Source organism: Bacillus cereus group sp. BfR-BA-01309 (assembly GCF_022664315.1).
Lineage (GTDB): Bacteria > Bacillota > Bacilli > Bacillales > Bacillaceae_G > Bacillus_A > Bacillus_A mobilis.
Genome location: NZ_JAKUHE010000038.1, coordinates 1 through 15,511 on the forward strand (window position 1 = coordinate 1; position 15,511 = coordinate 15,511).

A 15,511-nucleotide genomic window follows, 5' to 3' on the forward strand; every position below is an offset into this window, starting at 1 on the left:
GCCTGTCAGCTACTAGGCGACTTGGCTCTTACCTAGACTGGACTTTCACCAGCAAGCAGTGCCCAGCTTAGCTGGGCACGCAAACAAAAAAACGGATACTCCCATCATAGGAGCGTCCGCTATAAATATACTTCTATATGGTTAGTATTTTTTCTACCCTAAAAAGTCCTAAAAAGAATCTACTATTAAATCCTCGATACCTCTTATCTTACTCTGAAACTCCTAAAAGGGAATTTTATTATAGATATTATTTTAAATAAAATACGTCTGTGTTAAACGTTCCTAAATATACAGAACCTGAAGATGTTGTTTTGTACGTATCAACTTTCAAACGATATTTGCCTTTTTCATAAATGCCTACGCCATCATAATTGACTCTACCAATATCAATGTTCATTCCTACATATTCTCCAGGTACAAACCAAGAAATTAAAGGTTTATTCACATTTTCCCACGTGCCATTTGTGCGCTGAATTTGTGGTTTTATACGAAGCTCAACCTCATAAGCTTTGTTGTCATTTTTAAATTTTAATATTTATATATAATTATTTACTTTTGTTGTATTTACGCCAGCTCCGTAACCTGAAGCCGCAGCTGCTTTTGATATGGGGTTAACTAATTCTAGAGTAGCTACACCTCCTAATGCGATTGCTGCAGCCAACATTTTCATACCCATTTCTTTTTCCGTGGTTTCATGTGAAACCCCTCCCAATTTCCAATTATTTTATCGTGTTAATTTTAATGACGCTGTGTACATTGTATCAATTGAACCAGCAGTTAAAAAAAAACTGCAAATAAAAAACCGACTCATAAGAGTCAGTCTTTTAATTATTTTTAATTAGTGGTATCTCGTAGTTCTTTGATAGACACTGGAATAGCTCTATATAGGAATACCGCTAATTGTTCACGCGTTACTGTACCGTCTGGATTAAAGTTATTATTACCTACACCACCAGTAATACCATTGCTATATAAAATTTCCTCGGCTTCATTGGCCCAGTGTTCTTGTGTATCGTTAAATTGATGATCAAACTTCTTGTTTAATCCAAAAGCATTTTTGAAAGTTTGAACAAGTTCTGCTCGGGTTACGGTTCTTTTTGGGTTAAAACGACCATCAGACACGGGAAAGAAAATTCTAGGTGCGAATGTACTAGGAATTTTATGTTTGCTATATATTCGCACCTGAAAAATTAAAGGACTTTCTAAATCAATTCATTCTTTTACACCAATATATTCAACTTTATTTTCATAGCTATAACCTAGCTGATAAACAAAAATGTATAGTTTCATAATAGGATGAAGAATTTTATTTATTAAATCCTCTCATCACATCGTTCTATTTCTTCCTTGCTAATTCAGCACCTTCACGCTTCATTTGTTTTAATACATCAACGTACACACGAATCACAATATCTTTTCTGTAAAAGACATTAAAGTCATTTGAAAATCTAAGGGTTTATTCAACAATAGTGCCCTTTAATGGAATAGATTTGAGTTATTACTGCTACCGTGATATACAGATGACAGAAATCAATTGGCTAACTAATTTTAAAATTAGTTATAACCTACTTCCAGTTAGTTAATTTTGTTTGGAGCTGGGAGCTCCCTAATATTTTTTGGGTAATTTCTGATAATTCTAACGGGAAATTAATCTCTTCATATCTATTGGTAAATTGTATTTCCTTTATCTTCTCTAACTCATTTATAAATGGAATACCACTAACAGAATTTGCAAAATAGAAGTACCCTTGCCATTGAATATCCCCGAAACGAAAACTTCCTTGATATATCTCTGTAAGATCTTCAACTTGTAGTCCAATCTCTTCTTTAACTTCTCGTTTAGCACATTCTATTGGGGTCTCATTCAACTCCTGTTTTCCACCTGGAAAGTTCCATACGTCAGCTCTATCTTGAATGATTAAAATCTTATTACTTATATCTTTAATCAATACTCTAGAAAATGAATTTTGCATAATATATCCCCCATTTAGTGTTAATAAAATCTAATTCTAAAAAGGAAAATGAGCGCTGATTGTTGAATAACATGACCTGCATTTCTTTTGACAACTTTATTATCTCTGTACATTTCCCTTTCAATATTAGAGTTTCACCCATTAATAAGTCTTTATTTTGATAAGAGCGAATAGTTATGTCGCTTTCATCTACCACTTCACGTGTGTATCCTCCTCTAATCTGAGTATGAGTAATTCAACCAAAGGTATCTACTAAAATGGAATCAATATGATATTTAAAACACGACTACTTTTTATTTGTTCAGATTGGTTCAAGATATAATATTTGAAATTTTTTACATTTACAATACTATAATAAAAGAAATTTAAAGATTAATTCCCTAATCATTAAGTCCCTGAGCTTCCATATCTCTTTAAACCAATATTCCAAAATAAAATACCTATCATCCATATAAAAATTGCTACAAGTGGAGTTAGTAAAGATATAATTTGAAACTCGTCTTTAAATATAAAATAACTCGATGGAAAATACGAAGTAAATAAAAAAGGTAATACTGTACTTAGTAAGATAGCCAGAAATTTAGGATAAATACTTATAGGGTACCTTCCATACTCAGCAAAATTGTTAACAAGTTGCATAAGCGATAAACTATCAACAATCCAAAATGCAAGTGTAGCAACATTTAATAATATTCCCGCGAAAATAAAAGCTGAGCTAACACAAAATATAATAAGTAAAATAACTTCACCTAAACTATCATAATCAATATACGCTTTACCCGATATAAGTAATATGGAAATCCCTAGTATTATTGAGGCTATTCCCTCAATTTTAATTCTTTCAGAAATTATTTGAAAAAGAGGATTAATAGGTCTCAGCAAGATCCTATCTAATAATCCCTTTTTTATATAATGTCCACCAATAGTCCAAAGACCATCAAAAAAGGTATAGCAAATCGCACTGCCTAAAGTGGAAATCCCATACATAAAAAGAAAATCTCCTCTCGAAAATCCTTCAACAGTGTTTATGTTATTAAATATTATTGTTATAGATGATAATAGTATTACTTGTTGAACTACGATTGAAATAGTACCAATAATGAAATCTATTCTATATTCCATCATTTTGATCAAAAATGTTTTCATGTAAGCAAAATACAAGAAAAAATATCTCAAAACCTAATCATCCCCCAAATATAACAAGTCTTCTTAATGCAAATCTCCACGTAACATAAAATATCACTACCAACACAAATATCCACACTAGTTGGGGCAAGATTGCCATCCAAAACTCTACTCCAGATTTAGTTATTAATAACTTTGATGGAAGAAAAATTGTATATTGAAATGGTAAAAAAGAATTCAGAGATTGTAGCCATTTAGGAAAAAATGTGATTGGAATAATCGCACCAGAGAAAAAAGTAATTATTCCGTCGAACAATATTTTTATCCCCCACCAATTTTCTGTCCAAAAAGATATCATACCGATAAATAAGTACAGTAAAAGCATTGTTAATGTTGCTAGTGAAATACTAACAATAAATAGTAGAATATTTTGAGGTTTTATCGAAATTAAACCTAAAGAATTATAAAGGGTAACAATTGGAATAAAAAACAAAATAAATTTGAAAATATTAAAAAATAAACTTTTTACAGATAACATAACAATTGTGTTATACGGTTTTATCAAATCTGTAGCAATATCACCACTTAAAATCCTCTTACCTAAATTTACTCCTGCTTCACTACTAATAATAGTAGGTAATATTGCTGCAACTACCATATATCCTAAAACTTCATTACTAGACTCAAACCCCGCATGATTACCATTTTTCACAAAAACACTCCAAAAACTAAACACCAACAAAGTTTTTATTAATAGCCCTAAAAATTCAAAAACTAAGCTGAGCCTATAAGCTATAAACTCTTGCATTGACACTGCATAGAACATCCAATAATTTCTCATTAAAATTACCTCACGTATATCGATCGAATGATTTCTTCTATTGTTGAATTTTTAACTGTCAAGTCATTTATTTCATTATTTTCTAATAAAGAGTTTATAAGTTTAGCCGTTTCTACCTCTCTATTTAAAAAGGTCAATTTCGAAGTAGAATTACCATTTGTTTGCTCAATATTTACGAGGTTAAAGAATTCATTCCCTAACTTAATTGGTTTTCGTTCGTCATGTGTCACAATTACAGTTTTCTTTGAATCAAATAAACTATATACATCTCTAAGTGGCCCATCAAACATTTTTGTCCCTTTATTAATTATTACTACTCTATGACATAAATACTCGATATCCTGTAAATCATGAGTAGTTAAAATAATAGTAGTATCAAACTTCATATTCATCTTTTTAACAAATTTTCGGATTTGATATTTGATGTTTACATCTAATCCTATTGTAGGCTCATCTAAAAAAACAACTTTCGGATTATGTAAAAATGCTGCAGCAAATTCAGCCCGCATTTTTTGACCTAATGAAAGCTGTCTAACTGATTGATTTAAAATTTCATCCAACTTTAAAGCATCTGAAAAATATTGTAATCTCTCATCAAAATCCTTTTGTGGTACATCATAAATTTTTTTCAATAGTTTCAATGATTCAATTACAGGAATATCCCAAAAAAGCTGTGACTTTTGGCCAAAAATTACTCCAATATCTTTAACATACTTTGAACGATCCTTGAAGGGATCCATACCATTTACTCGTATAGATCCACTTGTAGGATTTAATATACCTGTCATCATCTTAATTGTAGTAGACTTTCCTGCTCCATTAGTTCCAATATATCCCACAATTTCCCCTTTTTTTATATACAAAGATAAATCGGATACTGCATTAATGTCATTATACTGAGTAGAAAAGAAATTTTTAAGAACCGAAAATCTTCCTTCTGAAGTTCTCTTTCTTATTTTGTATATTTTGTTAAGGTTAGTTATTTCAATCAAATTTCTCACTACCTTTTAAATGAACTTTTAAAACATGAGGGTTGAGCATTAGATAATCAGAATCAACACTATTTAATGCATAATCAATTCCACCGACATTTACTGTATAAAATGTTTTAAATGCAATCATTTTATACGCTTTGAATGAAGAAAATTTATTGATATCAAACCTAAGGGAAATGGAGTTTCCATCCAAATTTATTTTGCAGCCTAAATCGGTATCTCCTCTTACAATCTGATATTTTAGTTCTTTTTCAGGCGATACCTCTAATTCAATGATTGTTCTTGGGTTATTCTGATTAACATCATAAAACATTAAATATCTCTTACAAACAAGGTTAAAATTATTAATATCAAGAGCAAATAAAATACAATTTTTCTCTAGTTGTACTTTGATATTTTCATTAATATCTAACCCCATATTTCTTAAACTCACAAATTCAATCGGTATATTTTTATCATCAATTAATTTCGGAAGTTTGAAGTTTTTATTTTTCGTACTATAAGCACGGATACTATCTAAAAAATATAGTTTCTTAAGATGCTTATCTCTATCTTTGGTTAAACTAATAATGGAATCAATATCGCCCCAATCATGTAAAAATCCACTCTCATAAGAAAAATCATATTCACCTATGCAAAATATTTCTTCAACTTCATTAATAAAAGATTGAAAACTGTTGTCAGTTAGTTCATTAAGGACTAATAAAGCACCTTTTAATTGATTTAATATACCTAAACTATTAGCCTGACATACAACCTCTTTCCAATTTTCGAATATTTCCCTCTTTAAAGAAAAGTGATACAAGTCTACAAAATCTCTAATTTTAAATTTTGCAAATTCACCTTCAATATTTGCAAATACACTTGTACACAATAATAAATAACTATTAACTAGATTTAGAGTCCTTACTTTTATGTCACCTATTTCAACAAAAACAGGATTACTCTTCAAGGCTGTTAATGTACTATCATTTCTAACACTACTAGTTGCTAGTTTTAACTCTATTACAGAACCTTTCCCATCGTGGTACTTTATTTCATATGCATCCAGATAGTTGATTACATCAAAATCTTTATCAAAATTGCTTTTATACCCATTATTTAGTAAAAGTAGGTTTATCTTTTTAAAATCTCTTTTCTCAACAAGTATATCTAAATCATTGTCTTCTCTAGCATAAAAATCATTATAAATATACTTTGAGAAGATCATTCCCTTAATTAAATAGTAGTCTATATCATTTTCATTAAATAATTTTATAATATTTTTCAACGAGTTATATCTTATGCTTTTTAGCCATTCATAGCCCTCACGCATCTCTTCAATTAAACTTTTTTCGTTTTCTAAATATGGAAATTCTGATTTACTATACCAAAGATTGAACACATGCTCTTTAATAGCAGTTTCAAAATAATCCTTATCATGTAACAGGTTTTCACAATTCGTTAAGCCTTTAAAAAGATTAATAGTATTCATAAACGACCTCTTGCATTGAAATTACTAAAACAAGTATTTATTATTTCAATCTTTCTATTAATTTTTCGAACAATGTCAATATTCATGTCATTGGACACCAAATCAAAATCTGAAGGAAGAATTACTATGTCCGTACCTAATTTTGCCATATTCTGAATATCTATTAGCTCCGATCTTTCTGGAACTAGTCTAAAATCAGAATACCTTAAAATATCTGTAGCACTCAGTACTTTTTTCCCTCTATTTTTAGCTGTTAAATGAATTTTTTCTGTATATTCCAATAATCTTTCGAAAGGCGTATTTAATGCTAAATCTCCTCTTGCAATTAGGACCCCATCGGAAACAGATATAATATTATCTAGATTTTCTAAGGCTTTTTTCGACTCAATTTTTGCAATTACCTCATTTGAAGAGTTAACTTTTTTCTTAACTTCAATAATCTCTTTACCGTTTTCAATAAAAGAAAGTAGAAAACCTGAATGGGGAAATTCATTTGAAATTTTTTCAATTACTTTTATAAATTCAACATTTTTAATAAATCCACAACTCAAACCTTTATTGGGGTATATTTTAAAATCATTTAATGCTTTAATTTCAACTGAATCCGTACTAATTATTTTTTTTACTGTAAAGGCCCCTTGTCCATCCGCATAATAAATTACGTCATCAATGCTTACGTTAATGTCTTCTTTATCTATAAAAATGACATTATTTAAATTACTGTACTTCAATGAATTCGAGGTTAAGATATATACTTTAGACTCTTGTATGGAACTTTGATCAATTTTAAACCCACTTATTCTTACTTTATTTTTCGGATATGGTACATCGAAAAAGAACTTTAAACCTTTATCTTTATACTCTTTTATATTTTTAAGGAGCAACTCAATTTCATTAGTTTTATATTTACATAAGTTAAATCTAATTCCACTTAAATTAGTATTAAGGATTCTTTCAAAAATAACATCTACACCTTTTTTTTCACTTATCTTAGTTATTGTTTGGTATATCATGACCTTAAACTCCCTTACTAACTAAAAGATCTACTGATTTTCTTATTTTTTCAAAAATTAAATTTGCATCATCTGTATCAATATCAATTATTGCTGCATTATATTCACGTGCAAAATCATTATATTTACTATAAACCTCTTCCATAACTTCCAATTGTTCTTTTGGCATTATTTCTACTTTGTCTTTAATAGATCTGCTAACAACTCGCTTATATGATTTTTCAGGTGATATATTTAGATATATGAATAAATCTGGTGTAATAAATTGACTTACAATTTTTTCTATAAAATCTTTATCTACACCTAATATAGGAGCGTATAATATAGAGCTTTCCCAATAGCGTTCTGAAATTACAATTTCACCTTTCTCTAATCTTGGTAACACTTCCTGTTTCGTATGCATCCATAAATCTAATAACAGGCTCATTGTAACATTTCCACTTGTAAATAATTTTTGATAATGGACATTTAACTGTTTAGCTACATCCTGTAAATTTTTCACATTAATAGGGGGTTTATATCCTGGAATAATTGTAACTTTTTTATCTAATTTTTCTTCTAAATAACGCTTTAATAAATTTGCGTGTGTTGTCTTGCCAGCTCCATCTAAACCACAAAAACTAAAAAAATATCCTTTTTCATTTGCTGTACCCATTTTTCAACACTCCTCTTTAATTATAAAACTTTCATTTATACTATCTAAAATCTTACAAGATATTTCTTTTTTACTATATAGGGTAGCTATTGTAGCATCTTTCTTTACATAATCACCTATAAAGTTATTAATCACCAAGCCCCCTCCATTTAGTAACTTTGTATTTAAGTGAGAATCAAAATTAACTTCATAATTAACTAGATATCCTAACTGCTTTTGATCAATATAACTGAGTTTTCCGCTACATTTTGATTTCACTTTATATTTAAACATTTTTCCAATCTCAAAATAATCTAAAATACCTTTTTTGATTTTATCTTTTTCTCTGGAATCTACTCCATGGTATGTCAATAATTCATAGAATTTTTCAATTACCTTTCCATCATCAAAAAGACTACTGCCTACGTCTAACCAATTTCTTGAATTGTCATAATAACTCATTAGTTTACTATAGAAATCTAAAACTAAACCTTTTTGATGACATTTTAGCTTTTCATTGAATAAATCAGATTTAAAATTTGGATCCATAATTTCTACTGCTTCAATTACTTCAAAGACATTCCCTATCCCACTTCCATTCGGTTCCTCCATAGCAGTTAAAGCAAAAGAATTAGCTTGACCAAACTTCTCAAAAATTCCACTAAGTTTTTTTCCAATATCTGTTGCTCTTTCCTCATCGGATATGAACGCACCACTTCCATATCTAATGTCCATCAGAAGATAATCCGTAGGTAAGGCCAATTGTTTACTTGCTATACTTGAAATTATTAAGCTGTCCGCTTCAACTGTTCCTGATATACTTCTAAATGAGTATAATCTTTCATCTACAGGAGCTATGGTATCACCTGTACTAGACATCACTACTCCAAAGTTTTCGAGTGTATTAACTATCTCACTTGTTGAATGTGGCACATAAAATCCCTTTATTGATGATAGTTTATCTACTGTTCCACCAGTATGACTTAAAGTTTTTGCAACTAAAAAATTTGATTTTATGTTTACTACGCTTTTTGTCGCAGCTAGTAGACTTGGTAATATAAGTGCTACTTTCTCAGAAAGACCCCCTGTTGGATATCTTCTGGCAAAATAGGTATCTGAATCTTTAAGTAAAGATTTGTAGTTAACTATTTCACCAGAATGAAGTAGTTTTTCAGTCAGGTAAACTGTATCATCAAACGATATATCACGAACGTTAAGTAACATTAGCCAAAAAGATAAAAAGTTATTACAAAGAGATTTCTCTTCAAATTCATCAACAATCCAAGCAATTAGCTGCTCACCTAATTGTTCTTGATGAAATGTTTTGTAAATTATTTCTTCAAACTTGTCTGAATAACTATCCAACCCATTAAGGATCTTATACCAAGATTCAGGGTTTCCTGATTTTTGCTTCGAATAACTTAATAAATTTTTTTCATCGACTGTTTTATTTTTTCTCAATTCGAGCAAAACCGATAATGAAGACCACTGAAGGGGCAATATGTTTTTTTCATTAATAAGCTGTGCTACAGTTTTAGAATCTAAACCCTTGTTAGATTTCAGCAGAGTATAAGACTGGAAAATTTTGTACATGATGTAGTTTCCTTTCTATATTACATCTAATAATCCTAGCAATTGTTTCTTCGTTTTGAGTGCCGTCTATAATGATGACTCTATCAATGTTCTTTTGCGCAACCTCTAAATACCTATCTCTAATTTTTTCTTTATAATTTTGTGCAATTGAATCATAATAATCTGGTTTTATTCTTTTTCTTTTTTTTATTTCTTCAACTGGGACATCTATTAAAAACGTTAAATCAGGCTTAATATTTTCTAGTGCAAGACAATTTCCAATACTTATAAATTCGGAATATTGTTCTTCTTGGTAGGCAATAGAGCTATCAAGCCCTCTATCACTTATAACAACATAGTTTTCTCTTAATTTTTTCTTTGTAATTTTTGAGTACGTTTCGGCCCTATCAATTAGAAACAAGCATGCTTCTGTAAGACCAGAATAATTTCGGTTACATTCTTCTAAAACTAACTCTCTTAGCATTTTCCCAACTTTGGTACTTCCGGGTTCTCTAATGCAAACGGTTGCAATTTTCTGTTTAACTAAGTACTCGTATAATAACTTAGCTTGAGTGCTCTTTCCACATCCATCTATTCCTTCAAATGTTACGTACAGTCCCATGGTATTTTAACTCCTTACTTAATTTTCTTCCAACTTAGATTCTCCAGGACTCTAATGCAAACGGTTGCAATTTTTCGTTTAATTAAATACTCGTATAATAGCTTAGCTTGAATACTCTTTCCACATCCATCTATTCATTCAAACGGTTTGTACAATCCCATGGTATGTTCATTCCTTACTTACTTGCTTAATTTCCTCTCAACTTAGGTATTTCCAAGAACCTAACGCAAACGGTTGCAATTTTCTGTTTAATTAACTAAGTACTCGTATAATAGCTTAGCTTGAGTGCTCTTTCCACATCCATCTATTCATTCAAACGGTTTGTACACCTCCATGATATGTTAACTCCTTACTTTCTATCATTTCTGCAATTTTTTCTGCTGTTTCTGTGACAGACATGTCCTTCACTTCTATATTAATATGCTGGATACCAAACTCTTCACTTAGTTGTGCAGCAGCTTCTATAAAGTATCGTTGTGTTCCAAAACTTTTTAGCAAGTCTTTATTATTATCTAAATTTCTATTTCTTATATTAAGGTTTCTTAACCAAACCTCTTTTGTAAGTTCAAATGTGACTAAATGAGTTACATTTGGTAGACTATACCAATCCAATGCTGCGATTTCACTGGAAACATCAAAATAATCATCCTGATCGTCAATTAACCATTCCATTCCTTTTTTTCCTAAATAACTTTTAACTGCTTTATCATAATATGAATCTACCACTACATTATTTCCTTGTTCATATAATTTGCGAGCTTTAATCAAGTTTGGTATTCTATTTGACCTGAACCACATTAGCCCAGTAAAATACCCTACAATTTCTCTATCTTTAACTGCTTCACCCCAATATTTTTCTTCCGGTTCAGGAAAATAATAGTCAGTTCCTAATATTCTAGCTACCTCCCTCATCACAGTGGTCTTCCCACATCCCGGTAGACCCAATGCTGAAATAAATGCATTAGATTGTGTCATATTTGAATCCTCCCGCCTTTTTTGAAAACGCTTTATTTAGTTACATTAGCTATATTAGTATTTTTTTTACAGAAAGTAAAGTGCAATTTTCACATATTTTCCCTTATATTTGTTAAAATTTAACTTTTTTCACTTGGATCAGTGCTATATTCCTCATTAATTTATATTCTTCCATGACGTCTCACTCTTACTTATGTTGACATTTTAAAATGCTTTAATATCATTATACAGCCATTTGTACAGAGATAAGGAGGTACTAAAGGTCTTTTATTTACATCGCTACTATATAACCACTAAAGTAAATAAAAACTTATATATGCAATATTGCATATTCCTTGTTCAGGTTATATTGAAGTTTGAAACTTCATTCTTCTTTAAAAATATTAGAGCAAAGTCCCTTGGTCGATATTGAAATAACATAGAATAAAGATTACTTACCTGTAACTAGCCTTCATCATAAAAAATACATACAATAAGTACCCTATACATCGTATTAGATTAAAGCTTATTAAAATAAAAAGGGATGCCCTAGTAACATATCTAGGGCATCCCTTTATTTTTACTCATCTTAAAACATAACTTGTCTAAATTTCAAGATTTTATATTTCTCTAACAATTAAACAATTATTAGATATATCTTCTACCTAAAACATCGTATTATCATTAGCCGCCTCACTTGGGATCCCCTGTATTACATCCCAGTGTTCAACAATCTTACCATTCTTTATACGAAATATATCGACTATAGCAACTCCCTTATCTTGAGAATTAGCTCGAGAATGTACATGAAGAGCTACTGTATCTCCTTCAGCTACTACACGTTTTATCTATGCAGTGGAATTAGGATTTTTAACAAAATCCTCCTTAAAGAAATCCATAAAGGCTTTTCGTCCGTCAGCAACAAAAGGATTATGTTGCTGATAATCTCCACTTACATATTTAGGAATAATATCGATATTATGTTTATTAAAAACCTCATTATAGAAATCTACTACCATTTTTTTATTCTTTTCTTTTTCTGTCACATCATCTTTTGATACTGAGGCAACATTCTCGCTCTTTATTGCGTTACCTTTGTTTTTACCTGTGGAAGCTTGAAATATCAAAGTCGACACAATTCCTAAAATAAACACAGAAATGATTATTACTATTAAATTTTTCTCTAATTTCATTTATACCTACCTCTTCTAATTATATAAATTATCTTCCATAACACGCTTGAGAAGTAGAAACCTTCCCAAAAATGTAATGTAAGGGGTAATGTTAGGAAATTTCGTTTATCTTAACACTACCCCTTATACAAGGTATGTTAGAAACGATTAACTCTAACTCAATACCTCATTAACAGTTGCACTGTCCACAATTTGAATAAACTTCTTAACTTTATCGTTTTCATCAAACTCATACAGATGACAGAAATCTGCTACAAATGATTTCCCTGTAGTTTTATATGTTCCACTATATTTCCCATAAACAATAACAGTATTATTATTAAATGTATAAATTTCATCTTTAGCGCTATAATTATCCCATTCCGTGCCAAGACGTTCATGTACATTTTTCACTACTTCATCTGGACCTATATAAGTACCTGCATATGGAAACCCAGCAGCTTCTGTCCAAGATACATTTTCACTTAAATACGTTTTGAAAGCATCCAATTTTCCTTCGCCAGTTAACACATACGTTTCATGTAATAGTTTCTGATATTTATTCATAGCATTAACCCCAAGGCATTTCTTTTGTTACAACTTTTGCACTTAATTCTAATACACCTTTATTTGCATAGCCTGGATATGCTGCATCAAGTTTCGCTACAAAATCTTTTGAAGTTTTACTTTCCTCAGAAGCCTGAACCGCAGTTCTTAGGTAATCCATAGTTGCAGTAAGTGCCTGATTATTTAAAGATTTTTCAATTGATCCATGGCTAGGTACAATTATGTCGGCATTTAATGCTTGTAATACTTTCAAGTTCTCAATCCATGCCTCCATTGCTGCTTTTGAGCTAGTATCCGCTAAGAATACATGTATTTCGTTAAATACATCAATACCACCAATTAATACTTTTAGCTCTTTATTAAATAAGCTAGTTCTGTAATGATCTAAGCCTACTAGTTCAAATGTTAACCCCTGAAAATCAATCGTTTTTTCTTTAAACACTTGAGGCAATACTACGTTGCTTGGTGCGTTTTCTCCTAAGGCATCTTTCCAAACTTTTAATTTACCTAACACAGAATGAACAATATGTTCAACAGTAGACTCTGTAGCATACGCTATAGCTTCTGGGTAAGCAGCCTTAATACTTTCTAATCCAAAGTAGTAATCAGGATCCCCATGAATAATAAAGATTTTATCTAAAGATAAGTCGTTTTTTTTCAGATACTCAACAATTTCTTTCGAATCAGATTGAGTAAATTTTGAGTTTATTAAAAATGCATGTCCCGCTTTCTCAACTAAGGTTGCAGTGACCATGAAACTTTTTTCGTCTGAACTAAACACCGTCAATTTTACATCTTTTTGATTTGTATCAATTGTTTTAAACATAGAATGTTATTCTCCTTTTGTTAAAGTTATTAACTCGTTAACATATTTTTATCTTGTTCCGACAGAAACTCTCTTTTCAATTCACCTGAAAGTGTAATAACACCAGCAAATAGACGAGAGATGAATGTCGGTTGGCTTAAGGTAACATGTTTGCTACTATAGCCTATAGTAAAATTAAAATTGGACTTTTTTTTAAAACAAATTGAAACTATATCTGTTACTAAGAAGGTTTAGGTCCATCCACTTCTAGCCTTTTTTTAAACGTTAAATGCTATATACTTTAATTTAAAATTCTTTAATAAAAATGTTTAAACCGTGCTTCGATTTTATCTGGCGTCATTACCCCACCACCAATAGGGATAATTTGATTATCCTTTTGTAAAAGTAATGAAGGATAACTATTAACACCAAGCTGTCGAACTTTATTGAAATCATTTTGGACATCTATTATTGTTTCTTGAGCGTTTAAACGTTCTAGTACTTGTTCAGGGTCCAAACCATGCTCGATTGCAATCTTACGATATGTTTCAGGATCACTCAGACTTTGGCCCTCATAATAAAACGCTTTTTGCATAGCCGAAGTGAATTCTATCAAACGGTCTGGTGCTAATGAGCGTAAAGCTGAAAAGCCAATTGCAGCATCTTTCGAATTCATTTTAAAAGTACCTTCTTCCACCAATTTTTGATATGAAGGACCAAATTCTGCACCTGTAAGTTGATTAATTCTTTTATTTCCCTCTTCTATATATGAGAAATTTTTCATTGGTAAATCATCTAAAAATAATCCTCCACATATAACTGTTAACGGCACTTCAGTGTGGTTTTTGTAAAATCCTTTAATGCTTTCTGAAAAGCCATAGCACCATCCACAATAGGCGTCCCATACGTAAATAAGGTTATCTTGTTTTGTCTCCATTTAAATCTCCTACCTTCATTTTTATTATCTAGCTCAGCTAACTTTTTGGTTTATATAAGTACATCTTTTTATACCTTGTTCTTTTTGGGATACCTTACTATATTCCCCAAAAACTAATATTTCCAAAGAAAGATTAACCAAGGTTTTTAACAAAAGATTACGTTGCACATTATTGCCCCGTATCAGAAAATACTAAAGTTGGGATTATGCATTAATTTGAATGCATTAGTAACTTTATACACCGGGTGGCAACGTGTGGACCATCACCCTTAATTAAATATATAAATCATATTTTTATTTTAAGCAGATATTAGTTGTAACTTATTCGATTACAACCTTATGTAACCATATTAGTTACAACTATAGTAGAAGTCAATTCTTTTTTAACAAAAACAATAAATTTCTACCCTAACGCTTTTAGAATTCTATTATTAAAAACTGGCTTCTTGGTCTTAAATTTGTTAAAAAGCTTAGTAATTCCCTAAAAACATCACTAGTAAATATGGAACAACAAATTCAAGATAATTTACAAAACAAATAATATAAGTACCTCTTTCATGACTTACCGACAGAGTACCAGTTCTAGTACATAGTTTTTTTCAAAGCATTACTTTTACTATTTGGGGATTTATGCTTTTCTTAGCTTGATTGCTGTATAATGATAATAAAGTTATTGAATTTTGATTATTAAAAGCTAAGAGCCTTACTACATTCTACGTAGCAAGGCTCTTTAAAATTGTTTCAAATTACATCCATCTGTTTATATAATACTTAAAAAATGAATAATAAAGTTGTTTACTTCTTATTGAACTAACGCATCTGTTCGT

At 30.4% G+C, this 15,511-nt stretch carries 16 protein-coding genes and 1 pseudogene; all 17 read right to left on the reverse strand.

Annotation, left to right across the window (positions count from 1 at the left end):
• Window positions 1-247 precede the first annotated feature (247 nt).
• A complete protein-coding gene (locus MR115_RS29110; RefSeq protein WP_242243763.1) occupies window positions 248-445 on the reverse strand; it encodes a hypothetical protein in 198 nt (65 codons plus the stop codon).
• Window positions 446-535: 90 nt separating this feature from the next.
• The gene (locus MR115_RS29950; protein WP_255864127.1) at window positions 536-670 is read right to left on the reverse strand and encodes a hypothetical protein; all 135 of its coding nucleotides are present in this window, start codon (window positions 668-670) and stop codon (window positions 536-538) included.
• Between the two features lie 164 nt (window positions 671-834).
• A complete protein-coding gene (locus MR115_RS30140; RefSeq protein WP_375337830.1) occupies window positions 835-1,182 on the reverse strand; it encodes an S-layer homology domain-containing protein in 348 nt (115 codons plus the stop codon).
• 383 nt (window positions 1,183-1,565) lie between these two features.
• The gene (locus MR115_RS29120) at window positions 1,566-1,973 is read right to left on the reverse strand and encodes an NUDIX hydrolase (protein ID WP_098858443.1); all 408 of its coding nucleotides are present in this window, start codon (window positions 1,971-1,973) and stop codon (window positions 1,566-1,568) included.
• A 387-nt stretch (window positions 1,974-2,360) separates the two neighbouring features.
• Entirely contained in the window at window positions 2,361-3,119 is a 759-nt protein-coding gene (locus MR115_RS29125) for an ABC transporter permease (protein WP_309243113.1), read from the reverse strand.
• Window positions 3,120-3,156: 37 nt separating this feature from the next.
• Window positions 3,157-3,939: an ABC transporter permease gene (locus tag MR115_RS29130; RefSeq protein WP_098858441.1), complete on the reverse strand. Its 783-nt coding sequence runs from the start codon at window positions 3,937-3,939 to the stop codon at window positions 3,157-3,159.
• A 5-nt stretch (window positions 3,940-3,944) separates the two neighbouring features.
• The gene (locus MR115_RS29135; protein WP_176551472.1) at window positions 3,945-4,931 is read right to left on the reverse strand and encodes an ABC transporter ATP-binding protein; all 987 of its coding nucleotides are present in this window, start codon (window positions 4,929-4,931) and stop codon (window positions 3,945-3,947) included.
• Entirely contained in the window at window positions 4,924-6,408 is a 1,485-nt protein-coding gene (locus MR115_RS29140) for a nucleotidyltransferase family protein (protein ID WP_242243769.1), read from the reverse strand. The genes MR115_RS29135 and MR115_RS29140 overlap by 8 nt, the downstream gene beginning before the upstream one ends.
• A complete protein-coding gene (locus MR115_RS29145) occupies window positions 6,405-7,421 on the reverse strand; it encodes a pyruvate kinase (RefSeq protein WP_242243771.1) in 1,017 nt (338 codons plus the stop codon). Before MR115_RS29145 ends, MR115_RS29140 begins: the two co-directional genes overlap by 4 nt.
• Before the next feature lie 4 nt (window positions 7,422-7,425).
• On the reverse strand, window positions 7,426-8,076 hold the full coding sequence (gene tmk / locus MR115_RS29150; protein ID WP_242243773.1) for a dTMP kinase: 651 nt from the start codon (window positions 8,074-8,076) through the stop codon (window positions 7,426-7,428).
• Window positions 8,077-8,079: 3 nt separating this feature from the next.
• Window positions 8,080-9,648, reverse strand: coding sequence for a hypothetical protein (locus MR115_RS29155; protein ID WP_242243774.1), 1,569 nt, complete (start codon window positions 9,646-9,648; stop codon window positions 8,080-8,082).
• Window positions 9,608-10,249 (reverse strand): dTMP kinase, encoded by a 642-nt coding sequence (gene tmk / locus MR115_RS29160; RefSeq protein WP_242243776.1) that lies wholly within the window; start codon window positions 10,247-10,249, stop codon window positions 9,608-9,610. Before tmk (MR115_RS29160) ends, MR115_RS29155 begins: the two co-directional genes overlap by 41 nt.
• Window positions 10,250-10,561: 312 nt before the next feature.
• Complete coding sequence (locus MR115_RS29165; protein ID WP_242243778.1) at window positions 10,562-11,224, reverse strand: AAA family ATPase; 663 nt, start codon at window positions 11,222-11,224, stop codon at window positions 10,562-10,564.
• A gap of 644 nt (window positions 11,225-11,868) precedes the next feature.
• Window positions 11,869-12,396, reverse strand: a pseudogene (locus tag MR115_RS29170) (nuclear transport factor 2 family protein).
• Window positions 12,397-12,549: 153 nt separating this feature from the next.
• The gene (locus MR115_RS29175; protein ID WP_242243782.1) at window positions 12,550-12,942 is read right to left on the reverse strand and encodes a nuclear transport factor 2 family protein; all 393 of its coding nucleotides are present in this window, start codon (window positions 12,940-12,942) and stop codon (window positions 12,550-12,552) included.
• Window positions 12,943-12,946: 4 nt separating this feature from the next.
• The gene (locus MR115_RS29180) at window positions 12,947-13,768 is read right to left on the reverse strand and encodes an MBL fold metallo-hydrolase (RefSeq protein WP_242243784.1); all 822 of its coding nucleotides are present in this window, start codon (window positions 13,766-13,768) and stop codon (window positions 12,947-12,949) included.
• Between the two features lie 295 nt (window positions 13,769-14,063).
• Window positions 14,064-14,684, reverse strand: a complete 621-nt coding sequence (locus MR115_RS29185; protein ID WP_242243786.1) for a DsbA family protein — start codon at window positions 14,682-14,684, stop codon at window positions 14,064-14,066.
• Window positions 14,685-15,511 lie beyond the last annotated feature (827 nt).